Genomic DNA, 14,539 nt, shown 5'->3' with positions numbered 1-14,539 from the left:
CGCCGAAGAACCAGCGGCCCGCGGGCGAGACCTGGGGGCTTACTCCTCGTCGGTCTCGACGCCACAGAGGTTCCCATGGTCGTCGAAGCGCTTCGCGTGGAGGTAGCGCGCCCGGTAGCGGTTCGCGCCCTTGTAGACGTCCGCCTCGCGAATCTCGTCGACGCGCCCCTCGGCGACGGCTTCGATGATGTCCTCGACCTGCTCCTTCTCGCTCGGGGTCAGGTCGAACTCGTAGGTGTGTTCGTGTTCTTCCTCGAGCTTCGTCCACTTCCGCGAGGCCGCGACGACCAGCGAACACGGCTCGCGGCAGGGGAACTGGCCGTCGCCGCCCGGCGCGTCGAGCTGGTCGTCCTCGTCGTACTGCCACTCCCGGCGTTTGAGACACTGCGAGTCGTCACAGCAGGACTCGGCGACCCAGTCGACGGCCTCTCGGGGGAGTTCCGAGACGATGCCGTAGATACCGGTCTGGCGCTCGGTCGTCTCGTGCCAGTGGCTCACGTCGAGCTTCCCCTGCTGCTCGCGGTGCCAGTTGGCGACGGTCGCGGGGTAGAGCGCGTCGATGACTGTCATGAGCTCCGTGCTCGTCAGGTCGGGGAAGACGAACCCGCCGGGGAGCGACGGGGCGGTCTTCAGGGGGCGGTAGCGCCCCTTCGAATCGTACTTCGCGAGGTCGCGGGCAGCCCGCGGCTCGTCGTGGACGTCCAGTTCCTCGCGGGCCACGCCGGCGTCGTCCGCGTGGCGGACCTCGTAGCGCCGGTAGCCGACCTCGCCGAGGTCGACCGTGATGTGGACCTGGCCCCACTCGGTGACCAGCTCGGGCTCGGTGTCGGAGTCCGCGTCCCCGTCGCCGTGCATGACGTCGTACCGCTCCGGAACGCTGTGTGCCTCGGCGGCCTCCAGTTTCCGGAGGAAGGCGCGGCGGGCCGTGCCGTGACCGCCGACGACCGTCTCCCAGAAATGCCAGTTGGTCACCCACTCGGCGTTGGCCGCACAGACCTGGTCGAGTTCGCCCTCCGAGAGGTGCTTGCGGGTGAGGTCGGGGACCTCGAACACGTAGCCGTCGTCCTCGTAGCGGACCTGCAGGCCGTCGAAGTCGATGGGGCCCTCGCGGACCGCGTCGAGGAGCGCGTCGAACTGGTCGGTCTCGACCGTCTCCCGCTCTGTTGCGGCCATCGTCAGTCACCCATCGCCGGGACGCCCCCGGTCGCTTCGCGCACCTTCTCGAGTGCGGACTCCACGTCGGCACCGGCCTCCTGGGCCCGTTCGAGGACCACGTCGGCCATCAGCGCCTCGGTGCCGACCGCGCCGGCGTACCAGATGCGGTGCCCGTCGACCTCGGCGGGGGTGTCCCAGCCCTTGCGGTAGTCGTCGGTCAGGCCCATGTCCTCGGGGATGTCCTCCTGCGTGTGGTAGCCGTCGGCGATGAACAGCGGGACAACGACGATGTCCTCGGACTCGAAGTAGTCCGTCACGTCGTCGACTTCGGGCTCCTCGTCCATGTAGAGCGCCTGCACCTCGTCGAACCGGCCCATGTCGCGGATTCGGTCGGCGTGGTACTCGATGGCCTTCGCGGAGTTCTCGTTGCGTTCGGTCCCGTGGCCGACCACGGCGAGGCCGAATCCGTCGCCGACTGTCGTGTCGCCGGTGACCGTCTCGGCGCGCTTGACGATGACGTCGGACATGGCGTCGTGCGTCCCGACGGGGCCGCAGTAGTGGATGGTCTTGTCGACGTCTTCGGCGTGCAGCGTCGCCTGGGACGCGCTCGTCCCGTCGGAGTCCCACTTTGCGGGGTCCCAGCCGTCGAGCCGGAGCTCGCGGGGGATGACCTGCTCGGTGAAGTAGCCTTCCGAGATGAACATCGGGACCACGAACACCTCGTCCGATTCGACGGTCCGCAACGCTTCGCGGAAGCTCGGTTCCTCCTTCCAGAACGCCTCGCGCACCTCGTCGAAGCCACCCGCGTCGCGGATGGTGTCGGCGTGTGCGTACGTGGGCGTGCTGGACTCGGGGTTCAGGTGTGACCCGTGTGCCACGATGACCAGCGCTTGCATACCCGACCCTGAGGAACTGGAAGCCTTAGGGGCTTCGTCTCCCGGAAAAGCGTGGCCATCGCTCGGAGGGTGTGGAAAAAGACCCCGCGAGAACACCCGTCACCACTCGGGTCACCCGTCAGTCAGTGCGCCGGTTCGGTCTCGAACGTGGATTCGAAGTCGGCGGTGTCGGTCGGGACCAGCAGGAGCATGTCGCCCCGGCTGGTCTCGATCAGTTCGCGACCGGTGTCTTCCTCCCACAGACAGGGCGTCCACCGGCCGTTCTCGATGTACTCGACGACCTCGGAGGCGGTGTAGTAGCGACCGTTCGACGCTACGTAGACAGCCATTCCTACTGGACACCCGCAGGTGCCAGTTCGCGCTGGGCGATCTCGCCCTCCGCCTCGGCTTCGATGGTCGAAACCCGGTCTTCGACCGTCTGGAGAGTTCCGTCGACGATGCAGGGCGTCACGTGGACGACCTCCCCGTCTTCGTACTCTGCGAGCGCGAGCGTCGGCAGCTCCTGGACCAGGTAGGACTCGTCAACCAGGTGCGAGTCCATCATCCGCTCCGGGAAGAACTGCTCCACCGTCGCGTCGTTTCGTTCGGCCCACGTCCGGAAGTCGGTGACGCGGTCGAGAATCTCGGTACCCTCTTCGGTGCGTGCAGCCATCGTCGACAGACCGACGCGCTTCCCCCACAGGCGTGCGGTCACGTCCTCGAAGTAGCCGGCTTCCTCTAGGGTTTCGAGGGAGTCGAGCACCGTTGCGCGTTCTGGTGCGGCACCGAACGGCGAATGGGACCGGACCCACAGTTCGGCAGTGCGTGTTTCGGTCGGGTGCGAATCTGTTGGAGCCACGCCCCTAGATGCAACGTGAACTACCTAAAACGTTCCTGTGATTGGTAAATTATAGCACTATTGTCTATTTAGCCGACAACATATATAGCCCAACCTGAATGGTCAGGTCAGTCAGAATCGCCCCTCCGCTATCGGTCTATTCTTGCGCTGCTCGCTCGTTTCCTCGCTCCCAGACGTTGGTGACGCTCTCGCCGTTCGGTGGCGTGTGGCTGACATCTTTCATGGTTCGCTTGTCGGCTTTCATGTGATGTTTCATAGCATGGCTCATCCTCATAAACCTTTCTCGCCAATCATTATAAGTATCAATAGCATATATATGGCCTAATATCTCGTTGCGTTCGCGGCTCGTCCCACCCGTTTGAGAAGCCGACGGTCCCCGCGAAAGACCACCCAACCATCCGAGGTGTCAATACATATCCCTTCTCGGGTCGTACTGCCTGCCATGGAATTCACGACCGTCCAGGGAGAACGGGTCCCCCGACTCGGCCTCGGCACGTGGCAACTCTCCGGCCAGGACTGCTACGGTGCGGTGAAGACAGCGCTCTCCGTCGGCTACCGGCACATCGACACTGCGCAGGCGTACGACAACGAGCAGTACGTCGGTAACGCGCTCCACGACGCCGACGTCGACCGCGAGGACGTGTTCCTCACCACCAAGGTCCGTCCGGACCGCTTCGCCCCGGACAAGCTCACGAAGTCGGTGGACGACAGCCTCCGCAAGCTCGACACCGACTACGTCGACCTGCTCTTGCTCCACTGGCCCAACCCCATCGTCGACCTCCGCGACACCATGCAGGCCATGGCCGACCTCGTCGAGGAGGGGTCGGTCCGTCACGTCGGCGTCTCGAACTTCTCGAAGAAGCGCCTGATGAAGGCCCAGCGCGTCTCGCCCGAACCCATCTTCACCAACCAGGTGAAGTTCCACCCGTACAAGCCCCAGCGCGAACTGCTCCGGTACTGCCAGGACTCGGACATCCTGCTCACCGCGTACTCGCCCCTGGGAACCGGCGGCATCCTCGACGACGACGTACTCCGCGTCATCGGCCAGCAGTACGACAAGACACCCGCCCAGGTCGCCCTGCGGTGGGCGACCCAGCACAAGAACGTCGCCACCATCCCGAAGGCGACCAGCCGCGAGCACATCGAGCAGAACATCGACATCTTCGACTTCAAGCTCACCCGCGACGAGCTGGACCGCATCGCCCGGCCCGACCCCGTGAAGAACGGAGTGGCGTTCGCGAAGGCGACGCTGGGTATCTGAACCCTACCGGTCTTCCACCCTCTTTCTGTGTCGTACACGCGCTCCGACACCGAGAGCGTAGCCCACGAGCCCGACCGGAATCCCGACGCCGAGCCCCCCGACCACAGGACCAACGACGTACTGCTCCCAGGCTGTCGGGTCACCGTGGAACCCAGCGAAACTTCCGCTCGCGACCGCGGCAGCACCCAGGACCCAGACAGCGAAGACACTGGTGAGGAGACCGCCACCCTTGAATCCGGCGAGAGCGGCCAGAAGCAGGCAGCCACCGAAGAACCAGTACGAGAATGGAGCCATCGAGAGGTCGATCACAAACACGAACGAGTCCACCAGCAGGGTCGCTATCGCGACGGCTACCGCGAGCACGGCGAACCGCCATCGTTCGTCCCGGCTCCGTCCGAGGAGATGGGTGGTCATCGATTTCGACGGGGAGACCATGCCAGTGCTGTCTCGTGCAGCCGACATAAGCCGTCGGCCTGACCCCCTCGATTCGGGCCCCATGCCACGACATCGGACGGAACACTCAACCACCTCCTGTTCCTACCCCGAAGCGAACACGCGATGGCCGACCCGGACGACCCGACACCGACCGGCGAACGCCTCCCCGGCGTCGCGCCGGAACCGGAGGACGCCGACCGCATCGTCCTCCACGTCGACATGGACTGCTTCTACGCGGCCTGCGAGCGCCTGCGCGAGCCCGAGATCCGCGGCGAGCCGGTCGTGGTCGGGATGGGCTACGAGGCGGGGGACGACGGCGGGGCGGTCGCGACCGCGAGCTACGAGGCCCGCGAGTACGGTGTCGAGAGCGCCCAGGCCATCACCACGGCCCTCGAGCGTCTCCCTCGCCGGGCGACCGCCGACGACCCCGCGGACACCGGCTACTACCGCCCGGTCGACCTGGACTACTACTCGGAGGTCGCGAGCGAGGTGAAGGACATCCTCCACGACTGCGCGGACGTGGTCCGCGAGGTGAGCATCGACGAGGCCTACCTGGACGTCACCGAGCGCACCGCCTGGCCGGTCGCGGAGGGGTTCGCCAGACACGTCAAGCAGCGAATCGAGCGCGAGGTCGGGGTCGTGGCGAGCGTCGGGGTCGCACCGAACATGTCCGCCGCGAAGGTCGCCAGCGACCACGACAAACCGGACGGTCTCGTCGTCGTCGAACCGGACGACCTCCGCGACTTCCTCGACCCGCTCTCCATCGAGGAGATACACGGCATCGGCCCGGTGACGGCCCGGAAACTCAGGAACACCGGTATCGAGACGGCGGGCGACCTCGCCGCGGCCGACCGCGCCGAGCTGGGCGATCGGTTCGGCGAGCGCGGCCGGGAACTCCACGACCGGGCGCGGGGTATCGACGACCGGCCGGTGACGCCCCGCGGCCTCCCCAAGAGTTTCTCGCGGGAGTCCGCCTTCGGCAGCCCGGTGACCGACCCGGAGCGCAAGCGAGAACAGGTCCGAACCCTGGCGGAGGCGGTGGCCGACCGGGCCCGGCGCGAAGGCGCGCTCTACCGGACCATCGGCATCAAGGCGGTCGAACCACCGTTCGAGGTGAACACCCGCGAGTGGTCGCTTCCGGGGCCAGTCGAAGACGAGTCGCTGCTGGTCGACACCGCGCTCGACCTGCTCACCGAGTTCGAGGACGACGAAATTCGCAAGGTGGGAGTCCGCGTCTCGAACCTCGAATTCACGGAGCGCCAGCAGGCGAGTCTCGACTCCTGGCCCGGCGGCGGAAGCAGGGCCGACCGGGGCGACCCGTCCGGTAGCGCCGACGGGCCGGCAGCGCACGCCGACGATGAGCCAGGGACCACCGCCGACGGGAACAGCCACGAGCGGGCCACTGAGGACGCCGTCGATACCCCCCGCGGTCAGACCTCCCTCTCCGACTTCTAGGCGGATGGACTGATGCCATTGCAACTATAACCCCCCGCCTCGTTTTCGGTGACTGACGAGAGTCCCCTAACTCATGCCTGACGACGAGATGGACTTCTACGACCTCCTCGAACTGGACGAGAACGCGTCCCAGGAGGAGGTCAAGAAAGCGTTCCGGACGAAGGTGCGCGAGTACCATCCGGACCTCAACGACGACCCGAACGCCCCTGCGCAGTTCAACGCCCTGAAGAAGGCCTACGAGACGCTGAACGACTCCTCCGAGCGAAACGCGTACGACCGACTCGGACACAAGGACTACGTCGCAAAACGCAAGGTCAGCTTCCCCTCCGCCGATATCTGGAACCGGGGCAAGAGCAGTCGCAGCAGCGGGCGCTCCGGTTCGTCGCGTTCCTCCCGGTCCACCCGAACCGGGTCGGGTTCCTCCACGAGTTCGCGGTCGTCTTCCAGCAGCAGCCGGTCGAGCTCCAGCCGGTCGCGCTCCGGCAGCAGCCGGTCGCGCTCGCGTAGCAGCAGCGGCTCCACGGGGTCGCGCTCCAGTCGCTCCGGGTCGAGTTCGAGCCGGCAGTCGTCGAGCTCTGCCACCTCCACCTCCTCGGGGTCGTCGGCGACCTCCTCGACGACGTCGCGGACACGCAGCCGGTCGAGTTCGTCCAGCACGGGCTCCAGCCGGAGTCGGCGCGGCGGGTCGTCCGGGTCGAGCGGCTCCTCCCGCACGAGCAGCGCCACCGACAGCGACATCGGCACGGCGTCCGGCACAGGCTCCGGGTCCTGGACGGACAACGCGCTGTTCAACTGGTGGAACAACCTCAGCCTCGGCTGGCCATTGATGCTCCTCTCGACGCTCCTGTACGTCGGTGGACTCGCCCAGTTCGGGCTGGCCTACGCCGGCGGCATGCGCCGGTTCTACGGCCGCCTCGCCGCGGCCGGGACCGACCCCGAGGCGCTCCGGGCCGCAGTCGCCACGACCAGATACGACATCGCCCAACCCGTCGCGTTCATCCTCGGCGATGCGGCACTGGTCCCGGACCCGCCGCTCCCGACCCAGCAGTGGTACGGCGCACTGGCCGCGCTGGTCGTGGTTCCGATCATCGCGTTCGGTATCAACCGCGCGTGGCGGGCTTCGCGTCCCTACAAGTGGGTCAGCATCAACGAACTCGTCGGTATCTCGCTCGCGGTGACCATCGCGGCGGCCGCCGTCGGCGGCGTGTTGCTGGCCGGCGTGCTGGTGATGCCGTTCGTGTTCCTGGTCATCATCAAGCACACGCACAAGGCCAAGAACTTCCGCCCGTCGTACCTCTACGTTCTGGGCGTCTCGACGCCGCTGGTCGGGCTGGCGCTGGACTACGCCGGCACCGCCCCGGCCCTGTACGTCGACCTGCTCACGCTGGTGTTCCCGGTCCTGACGGTCCTCGTGTTGTTGCTGTCGGCGTTCGTCCGACCGCGCGTGAAAGCGCTGTTCTGACTGGCTACCCGACGAGGGTCGCGACGCCTTTCGTCTGCCGGTAATCCGAATCGAGGATGGCCAGCAGTCGCTCCCGGAGCGCCGCCTCCTCCTCGTCCTCCCACTCGGCGGGGTCCTTGATGGGCACGACCATGAAGCCGCGACCGCGGATCTCCATTGCGTGCATCGCGTCCACGTCGAGCGAGTCGGGGAACCGGTGTCGAAGGGTGGTGTACTCCCGGACGACGTGGTCGATGGCGGTCTCGCCGACGGGGAGCAGGATGTGGGCGTTGATGGCCCGAAGCTCCGAGTCGAAGTAGCGCTCCAGTTCCCAGTAATCCTCCTCGGTCGGTGTCGCTCCCGTGGGAAGCCGCGGGAAGAACAGGTAGTTCAGGTAGAGGTTGTCCGGGACCGGCGCGTCCGCGTACTCGTCTTTCAGGAAGCCTGCATCGTGCAGGACTCGCTGGAGGCGTTGCCCCGCGAGCGACGTCGTGAACGGGACACCCGTGGACTGTCCGCCGTGGACGCCCGCGTGGTCGCCGATGACGTGGAAGTCCGCGTTCGCGTCGCCGTACCCCGGGACCGACTCCGGGCCGCCGTCCGCGAGCAGGAAGCGTGCTGGCGGCTTGAAGTCGAACGGGTTTGAAACCCTATCGGTAACGTTCTCCACGGAAGTAGTATCGACAGGTCGGTTTTTAACCTTCTCGCTAGTCGACAACGATTGCCCCCGTCATCCCGAGGCTCTGGTGTGGCTTGCAGAGGTACTCGTAGGTCCCGGCCACCTCGAAGGTGTGCTCGTGCACGTAGCCGGCGTCCTTCGTGTCGTCCACTCCTGCCCAGTCGGCGCTATCGGGCTGGCTGGTCGGACTGACGGTGTGCCCCGGGGAGCCCCACTCGAACCGGACCGTGGTCCCCGGCGAGACCGTCAGGCGTTCCGGCGTGAACACGAACTCGCCGGCGGGGCCGACCGCGACGACCTCGGTCGCTCCCGACCCCGTCGAACCTGTCGTGGTGGTCGTCGAGGGCTGCGTGGTGTCCGGGGGCTGTGTCGTCGGTTCGGCGGTCGCCGTCGTGGTCGTCATCTCGTCGCCTCCCGGGGTCTCCTCGCCGCCGAGACAGCCGGCGAGGCCCAGCGTGAACACAGAACTGGTCGCCGTCGTCAGCAAGTCACGTCGCGTGGGTCGGGTCATACCAATCGCTGGCGCGAGTGCCACCCTAAGCGTTCGCCCAATTTCGACCCCACACGATTCATACTTCGGGCGGCCGTCGTCGACGATATGAGCGACGACGTGCCAGCAATGACCCGATTCCCCGTGCCGGACGTGGACGACCTTCCGGAGGACCTCCAGGCGCGCATCGACGAGGAGGCAGCGCGAGCGGGCTTCATCCCGAACGTCTTCCTCGCATACGCCTACCGCCCCTCGCACTTCCGGGCGTTCTTCCAGTACTACGACGCGCTGGTCGAGAACACGGAACTCGAACGCGAGGAGATAGAGATGATAATCGTCGCCGTCAGCGGCGTGAACGACTGCTACTACTGTAACGTGGCCCACGGTGCACTGGTGCGCATCTACGCCGACGACCCGCTGCTGGCCGACCAGCTGGTCGCGAACCACCGGACCGCCGACCTGAACGACGCCCACCTCGCGATGCTCGACTTCGCGGTCGAACTCACCGAGTCCCCCGGAGAGCTCGACGAGGACGACTTCGAGGCACTCGAAGCCCACGGGTTCTCCCGGCGTGCCATCTGGGACATCGGGAGCGTCGCCTCGTTCTTCAATCTCTCGAACCGCATGGCCCACCTCGCCGATATGCGACCCAACGCCGAGTTCCACACGATGGGACGGTAGACAGCCGCCGACCAGTTACCCGGGGTGAATGTTCCTCGGCGTGATTCGTACGCTGCCGGCGCTGCACACGCCGGAGACCATCTGGTGGTATCGGCTGGTTGTTCCTGAAGGAAAAACCGAGAGCCTGCACCAACCGACAACAGTAAACTCGGTTAAATCAGCCCTTTTTCTCTTTCAAACAATGTCGAAAAATGTATAGCCGTGAATATACCAACGTCTGACATGCGAGACCTGGACGACACCGACCTGAACATCCTCCGCCTCCTCCTCGAAGACGCCAGCAGGACGTACAGCGATATCGCGGACGTCGTCGGCGTGTCCCCGCCGACCGTGTCCGACCGCATCGACCGCCTCCGCTCGATGGGCATCATCCGGCGGTTCACCATCGACATCGACATGGACACGCTCAGTGACGGCGTCGCCGTCCTCGCCGAGGTCGACCTCTGCCCCACCATCGACGACGACGTGCTCGACCGCTTCGCCGACCTCCCCGCCGTCGACCACGCCTACCTGACCGCAGACTCCCGCGTCGTCCTCAAGGCGAACGTCGCCCGTGGCGAGGTCCGCGAACTGCTCGCCGGTGCCGTCGACCTCGACCGTGTCGAGAACTACGAGGTGAGCCTCCTCTCGGCCGACCGCTGGGAGCCACAGGTCACCGACGCCGACGCCGACGTCCCCGAGGGGACCGAGCAGCAAATCGTCAGGTGAGCTGACCGGTCCGACCAAAACTGTTCTATAGGTACGGTACGCAGTGACAGGCATGACGACGCGCATCCGCGTCACCGACATGACCTACCACACGCACGAGGATATCGTCCAGACGGCCATCGAGCTGGCCGACGGGGTCGAGTCCGTCGATATCGACAGCGAGGAGCAGGTCGCCACCATCGAAGGCGACGTCTCCCCGGACGAGGTCCTCGAGAAGGTAGAGATGGCAGGGTACGAGGCCGAGACGGTCGAGTGACCGTCGGCCGGCAGCCCACCAGCTGATTCGATAGACGCCTATTTGTTGGTCGCGCAGCTAGTCCTGCGTGATGACAGGCATGCACACCTCTCGCCGTGGCTTGCTCCGCGCTGGTGTCGCTTCTCTCCCGATTGCGCTCGCCGGGTGTCTCGGTGGCGGGGACGACGGTGGCGGCGGAACCGCGACCATGGAACCCGGCACCGTCGCCGTCGGCCCCGACGGGAACTTCGTCTTCGCCCCGGAGGAGATCACGGTCTCGACCGGCGACACCATCACCTGGGAGTGGGGCTCGGACAACCACAACATCGTCGTCGAGAGCCAGCCCGAGGGAGCCGACTGGCCCGGCACCGAGGGCGGCGAGACGAAGGTGTACGACGACGGCTACACCTACGAGTACACGTTCGAGGTGCCCGGCACGTACGAGTACTACTGCTCCCCTCACCGGAACGTGGGGATGGTCGGCACCGTCGTCGTCGAGGAGTAGTCAGAGTCGAATCTGGTTCAGGTACACCATGATCGCGTAGAAGAGGACCCCCAGCGCGAACAGGGTGGCCGGGATGAGAAACGGCCCGAACACCTCGTAGACGTCACCGAGTACCGAGAGCATACCTCGTCCGTCGTAGTGGTGATACTTCGGTCTATTCGTCGCCGCCGTCGTCTGCCGCGACCGGCGTGAACTCGCTTACCTCGACCTCCTGTTCGACCGCGTCGGCGACTTCCCCCAGCGAGCCGCTCTCGTCCTGGGAGTCTGCGACCGTAACCGTCACGTCTCGCTTCGGGAACGGAATCTCGATACCGACCTCGTTCAACGCCGCGTAGAGTTCGCGGTTGAGGTGGTGGCGGGTCCGCTGCTCGCGGTTCGGGCTGGCGACCCAGCAGAGCAGTTCGTACTCCAGCGCGGAGTCACCGAACCGGCGAAAGCGCATGCGTGGCTTTGGTGAGTCGAGCGTCATCTTCTCGTCCTGGGCGATCTCGACCGCGAGTTCCTCGAAGGCGTCGAGGTCCGTCCCGTAGGCGACCCCGATGGGGATGCGGATGCGCTTGCGGCGCTGTGGTGCGGACTCGTTGATGATGCGGGCGGAGTTGAGGACCGAGTTCGGCACCGTCACCATCACCTCGTCGCGGGTCAAGAGCGTGGTCGACCGGATGCCGACCCGGACGACGGTTCCCGCATCGCCGGTGTCGAGGACGATGTAGTCGCCGATCTTGTACGTATCGTCGAAATAGAGCGCGAGGCCGCCGAAGAAGTTCGCGACGGTGTCCTTCGCGGCGAAACCGACCGCGATGCCGGCGATACCGGCGGCCCCCAACAGGGGAGTGATGTCTATCCGGAAGATGGCGAGAATCGCCCCGGCCGCCCCGACCAGCATGACGAGCGTCCAGACGTTCGAGAACACCGGCGCGAAGTCGTACCGGCCACCGTGGTCTTTGACCTCGTCGACGGCTCGATTGACGATGTTGTTCAGGGCGCGCGCCCAGACGAGGACGATGATGGCCAGCGCCGGTTGGGCGAAGAAGAACTCCAGTTGGTCCTCGGTGAACACGACCGAGGTATCGCCGTAATCACCGGTCGTCAGCACCCAGACCCCCGCGAGCGCCGCGGAGATGACCAGTGGCCACCGGAGTTCCTCCAGCACGATGTTGTCCAGGGCCGTCTCGGTCCGTTTGACGAGCCGCTTCGCCAGCCTGAGGAGACCGACCTCCAGCACGAGGGCCGCCAGCAGAGAGAGTCCGAGCACCAGCGCCGTCCGTTCCACGGACGAGAACTGCTTGAGGAACTCGGTGAGTTCGGCGAACATGGTACCCATACACCCCGCGTTCGCTTAAGTACCGGTGCGTCTCAGCGTGTCTCGGTGCCCCCATCGCAAAGGCCGGGGTTTCATTTCGGAGGCTTCCCTCCTCTCGGGTGATGTACCGCACCGGCCACTACGGTGTCTCGCTCCTCGCCTATGCGCCCGTCGGCGCGGCCATGCTGCTCGCCGGCCGCCCGGCGTTCGCGCTCGTCGGCGGCGCGATCGTGCTCGGCCTCGCACGCCTCCCCGACTACGACCACCAGGTCCCGTTCATCCAGCATCGCGGGCCCACCCACACCCTGGTGTTCGCGTTGCTCGTCGGTGCCGTCGTGGGTGCAGTCGGCTTCTACGGCGCGCCGAGCCTCGGCCTCGACCCCCAGCAACTCGGTGCGTTCGGACTCGCGATGGGGACCTACGGTATCGTGGCGCACCTGCTGGGCGACGTGCTCACCCCGGCGGGCGTCCCGCTGTTCTGGCCGCTCTCGTCGCGGACGTACTCCTTCTACGTCACCCGGGCGGATAACACGGTGGCGAACTGGGCGTTGCTCGGCCTCGGCGTGTTCGTGACCATCGTCACTGCGGTCGTGGTCGCGCGGGTCGCCTGACCTTCGAACCGCGGGAACCCCCCTCGCGAGTTCAGGTCAGTTTATGTATAACCTGGTTTTTCATCCTCTCGGCGACACGGAGACGGTATGGACCCCATCGACTACGGCCGGTTCGAGGACGGCCGACACGTCAACTACTACGACCTGGACCACACCGTCCGGCGTGAGGTCGCCCGCGTCACACCGCGAACCGACTACGGCTGGGCAGACGAGCAGTTGCGGTCGTTCGGGCAGGTCGTCGGGGACACCATCGCGGACAACGCGGACCGGATCGACGAACACGGTCCCATCCTCCACACCTACGACAGGAACGGGGAGGTCCGGAACTTCGTGGAGTACCACCCGAAACAGCTCGAGAACGAGCGTCTCGCCTACGGGGCGGGCATCGTCAGCGACTCGTTCGAGGCCCCACCGGGCCGGGACGACCCGCTTCCCCTGACCCACCACCTCGCGATGGAGTACCTCCTCTCCTACGCCGACCCCGGGTTCACCTGTCCGGTGTCGATGACGGCGGGAACCGCCCTCGTCCTGGATAAGTACGGCGAGGGCGAGGTTCTCCAGGGGTACTACGAGCGACTCGTCGCCCGCGACGGCGACGAGAACATCGAGGGCGCGATGTTCCTCACCGAGAAGCAGGGCGGCAGCGACGTGGGCGCGAATGAGACCATCGCAGAACACGTCGAAGGCGACCGCTACGAACTCACGGGCGAGAAGTGGTTCTGTTCGAACATCGATGCGGAGGGGACGCTGGCACTCGCCCGGACCCCGGACGCCCCCGAAGGCACGAAGGGCCTCTCGCTCTTTCTGGTCCCGCACACCGTCGACGGCGAACTCAACGACCAGCTCTACCGACGCCTGAAGGACAAGCTCGGGACCATCTCGGTCCCCACCGGGGAGGTCGAACTGCAGGGCGCGACGGGCTACCTCGTCGGCGAGGAGCAGCGTGGATTCAAGTACATGACCGACATGCTGAACCTCGAACGCCTCTCGAACGCGAGCGCCTCGGTCGCCATCATGGGCCGCTGTTTGCTGGAGGCGAAGATACACGCCGCGAACCGCGAGGCGTTCGGCTCTCCCATCCAGGAGTACCCGCTGATGAAGCGCGACCTCGTGGACATGGCGGTCGACCACGAGGCCGCGGTCGCGTACACCTTCGAGGCCGGCCGCGTGCTGAGCCAGCGCGAGCGTGATGGCGACGAGGACGCCTACCGGCTCATGCGCGTGCTCGTCCCGATCGCGAAATCGAGAACGGCGCGGATGTCGGTGGACACGGCCAGCTACGCCATGGAGATTCTGGGTGGGAACGGCTACGTCAAGGACTTCGTGACCCACCGGCTGCTCCGGGACGCACAGGTGCTGCCCATCTGGGAGGGCACCTCGAACATCCTCGCGCTGGACGTGCTCCGGGCGCTCGACCGCGAGGACGCCCACGAGCCGCTGCTCGAAGCCATCCAGGCGAACCTCGACTCGGCCGAGCATCCTGTTCTGGCATACACGAAGGAGTCGATACAGGCCGCCTACGCCGACCTCGGGACCGCGCTGGCGTCGCTCGCGACCGAGGACGGGGAGTACGCCCAGCTCCAGGCCAAGGAGCTCGCGGACTACATCTTCGACGTGTTCACCGGGTCGCTCCTGCTCGCGGAGGCACAGACCGAAATCGACGAGGCAGACGACGCGAGGCTCGCCCTGGTCGCCGAACGCTTCGTGGACCGCCACCTCGCCCAACACGAGTCCCGGGGCATCACGGGCGGCGACCGGTTCGCCCTGGAGCACTTCGACGCGGTGGTCCGGTACGAATCGGTCGACCCCGAGACGCTGGTGGAGTCGGCACCGGCCGACGACTGAC

At 66.2% G+C, this 14,539-nt stretch carries 20 protein-coding genes and 1 pseudogene; 10 read left to right on the top strand and 11 right to left on the bottom strand.

Features of this window, described 5'->3' with window-relative positions:
* Window positions 1-39 precede the first annotated feature (39 nt).
* The 5 genes from ACSC1S_RS07460 to ACSC1S_RS21825 form a co-directional block, all read right to left on the bottom strand.
* Complete coding sequence (locus tag ACSC1S_RS07460; RefSeq protein WP_435363785.1) at window positions 40-1,173, bottom strand: DR2241 family protein; 1,134 nt, start codon at window positions 1,171-1,173, stop codon at window positions 40-42.
* Between the two features lie 2 nt (window positions 1,174-1,175).
* Complete coding sequence (locus tag ACSC1S_RS07455) at window positions 1,176-2,051, bottom strand: CbiX/SirB N-terminal domain-containing protein (RefSeq protein WP_435318230.1); 876 nt, start codon at window positions 2,049-2,051, stop codon at window positions 1,176-1,178.
* Window positions 2,052-2,173: 122 nt separating this feature from the next.
* Entirely contained in the window at window positions 2,174-2,380 is a 207-nt protein-coding gene (locus ACSC1S_RS07450) for a hypothetical protein (protein ID WP_435363784.1), read from the bottom strand.
* A gap of 2 nt (window positions 2,381-2,382) precedes the next feature.
* On the bottom strand, window positions 2,383-2,889 hold the full coding sequence (locus ACSC1S_RS07445) for an HTH domain-containing protein (protein ID WP_435318228.1): 507 nt from the start codon (window positions 2,887-2,889) through the stop codon (window positions 2,383-2,385).
* Window positions 2,890-3,025: 136 nt separating this feature from the next.
* Window positions 3,026-3,283: a DUF7989 family protein gene (locus ACSC1S_RS21825; protein ID WP_492766632.1), complete on the bottom strand. Its 258-nt coding sequence runs from the start codon at window positions 3,281-3,283 to the stop codon at window positions 3,026-3,028.
* 48 nt (window positions 3,284-3,331) lie between these two features.
* Here ACSC1S_RS21825 and ACSC1S_RS07440 point away from each other — a divergent pair, with 48 nt between their 5' ends.
* Complete coding sequence (locus tag ACSC1S_RS07440; protein WP_435363783.1) at window positions 3,332-4,150, top strand: aldo/keto reductase; 819 nt, start codon at window positions 3,332-3,334, stop codon at window positions 4,148-4,150.
* Window positions 4,151-4,153: 3 nt separating this feature from the next.
* Here the strand turns inward: ACSC1S_RS07440 and ACSC1S_RS07435 are convergent, their stop codons facing one another.
* Complete coding sequence (locus ACSC1S_RS07435; RefSeq protein ID WP_435363782.1) at window positions 4,154-4,585, bottom strand: hypothetical protein; 432 nt, start codon at window positions 4,583-4,585, stop codon at window positions 4,154-4,156.
* Between the two features lie 123 nt (window positions 4,586-4,708).
* Between ACSC1S_RS07435 and dinB the strand changes: the two genes are divergently transcribed.
* Window positions 4,709-6,040: a DNA polymerase IV gene (gene dinB / locus ACSC1S_RS07430; RefSeq protein ID WP_435363781.1), complete on the top strand. Its 1,332-nt coding sequence runs from the start codon at window positions 4,709-4,711 to the stop codon at window positions 6,038-6,040.
* Between the two features lie 73 nt (window positions 6,041-6,113).
* Window positions 6,114-6,305 (top strand): annotated as a pseudogene (locus tag ACSC1S_RS07425) (DnaJ domain-containing protein); the annotation flags it as partial.
* A 29-nt stretch (window positions 6,306-6,334) separates the two neighbouring features.
* Here ACSC1S_RS07425 and ACSC1S_RS07420 read toward each other — a convergent pair.
* Window positions 6,335-6,778: a hypothetical protein gene (locus ACSC1S_RS07420; RefSeq protein WP_435364614.1), complete on the bottom strand. Its 444-nt coding sequence runs from the start codon at window positions 6,776-6,778 to the stop codon at window positions 6,335-6,337.
* 88 nt (window positions 6,779-6,866) lie between these two features.
* Between ACSC1S_RS07420 and ACSC1S_RS07415 the strand changes: the two genes are divergently transcribed.
* Window positions 6,867-7,502, top strand: a complete 636-nt coding sequence (locus tag ACSC1S_RS07415) for a hypothetical protein (protein WP_435364613.1) — start codon at window positions 6,867-6,869, stop codon at window positions 7,500-7,502.
* A gap of 4 nt (window positions 7,503-7,506) precedes the next feature.
* Here ACSC1S_RS07415 and ACSC1S_RS07410 read toward each other — a convergent pair whose 3' ends face one another.
* Complete coding sequence (locus ACSC1S_RS07410) at window positions 7,507-8,151, bottom strand: uracil-DNA glycosylase family protein (RefSeq protein ID WP_435363780.1); 645 nt, start codon at window positions 8,149-8,151, stop codon at window positions 7,507-7,509.
* Between the two features lie 37 nt (window positions 8,152-8,188).
* On the bottom strand, window positions 8,189-8,671 hold the full coding sequence (locus ACSC1S_RS07405; RefSeq protein ID WP_435363779.1) for a plastocyanin/azurin family copper-binding protein: 483 nt from the start codon (window positions 8,669-8,671) through the stop codon (window positions 8,189-8,191).
* An 87-nt stretch (window positions 8,672-8,758) separates the two neighbouring features.
* On the opposite strand from ACSC1S_RS07405, the gene ACSC1S_RS07400 reads away from it, so the two are divergent.
* The 4 genes from ACSC1S_RS07400 to ACSC1S_RS07385 all read left to right on the top strand — a co-directional run bounded on the left by ACSC1S_RS07400 (window position 8,759) and on the right by ACSC1S_RS07385 (window position 10,779).
* Window positions 8,759-9,331, top strand: coding sequence for a peroxidase-related enzyme (locus ACSC1S_RS07400; protein WP_435363778.1), 573 nt, complete (start codon window positions 8,759-8,761; stop codon window positions 9,329-9,331).
* 222 nt (window positions 9,332-9,553) lie between these two features.
* Complete coding sequence (locus ACSC1S_RS07395; protein ID WP_435363777.1) at window positions 9,554-10,039, top strand: Lrp/AsnC family transcriptional regulator; 486 nt, start codon at window positions 9,554-9,556, stop codon at window positions 10,037-10,039.
* 52 nt (window positions 10,040-10,091) lie between these two features.
* Window positions 10,092-10,295, top strand: a complete 204-nt coding sequence (locus tag ACSC1S_RS07390; protein WP_435363776.1) for a heavy-metal-associated domain-containing protein — start codon at window positions 10,092-10,094, stop codon at window positions 10,293-10,295.
* Between the two features lie 70 nt (window positions 10,296-10,365).
* On the top strand, window positions 10,366-10,779 hold the full coding sequence (locus ACSC1S_RS07385) for a plastocyanin/azurin family copper-binding protein (protein ID WP_435363775.1): 414 nt from the start codon (window positions 10,366-10,368) through the stop codon (window positions 10,777-10,779).
* Here ACSC1S_RS07385 and ACSC1S_RS07380 read toward each other — a convergent pair whose 3' ends face one another.
* A complete protein-coding gene (locus ACSC1S_RS07380) occupies window positions 10,780-10,902 on the bottom strand; it encodes a hypothetical protein (RefSeq protein WP_261651166.1) in 123 nt (40 codons plus the stop codon). It abuts the gene before it with no gap.
* Between the two features lie 31 nt (window positions 10,903-10,933).
* Entirely contained in the window at window positions 10,934-12,094 is a 1,161-nt protein-coding gene (locus ACSC1S_RS07375) for a mechanosensitive ion channel family protein (RefSeq protein ID WP_435320238.1), read from the bottom strand.
* A gap of 110 nt (window positions 12,095-12,204) precedes the next feature.
* On the opposite strand from ACSC1S_RS07375, the gene ACSC1S_RS07370 reads away from it, so the two are divergent.
* Together ACSC1S_RS07370 and ACSC1S_RS07365 are read left to right on the top strand one after the other, a co-directional pair.
* Complete coding sequence (locus ACSC1S_RS07370; protein WP_435363774.1) at window positions 12,205-12,693, top strand: metal-dependent hydrolase; 489 nt, start codon at window positions 12,205-12,207, stop codon at window positions 12,691-12,693.
* A gap of 87 nt (window positions 12,694-12,780) precedes the next feature.
* Complete coding sequence (locus tag ACSC1S_RS07365; RefSeq protein WP_435363773.1) at window positions 12,781-14,538, top strand: acyl-CoA dehydrogenase family protein; 1,758 nt, start codon at window positions 12,781-12,783, stop codon at window positions 14,536-14,538.
* The last annotated feature ends 1 nt before the right edge of the window (window position 14,539 follow it).

Source organism: Haloarchaeobius pelagicus (assembly GCF_051207375.1).
Lineage (GTDB): Archaea > Halobacteriota > Halobacteria > Halobacteriales > Natrialbaceae > Haloarchaeobius.
This window is presented reverse-complemented; position numbering and strand designations above follow the sequence as displayed.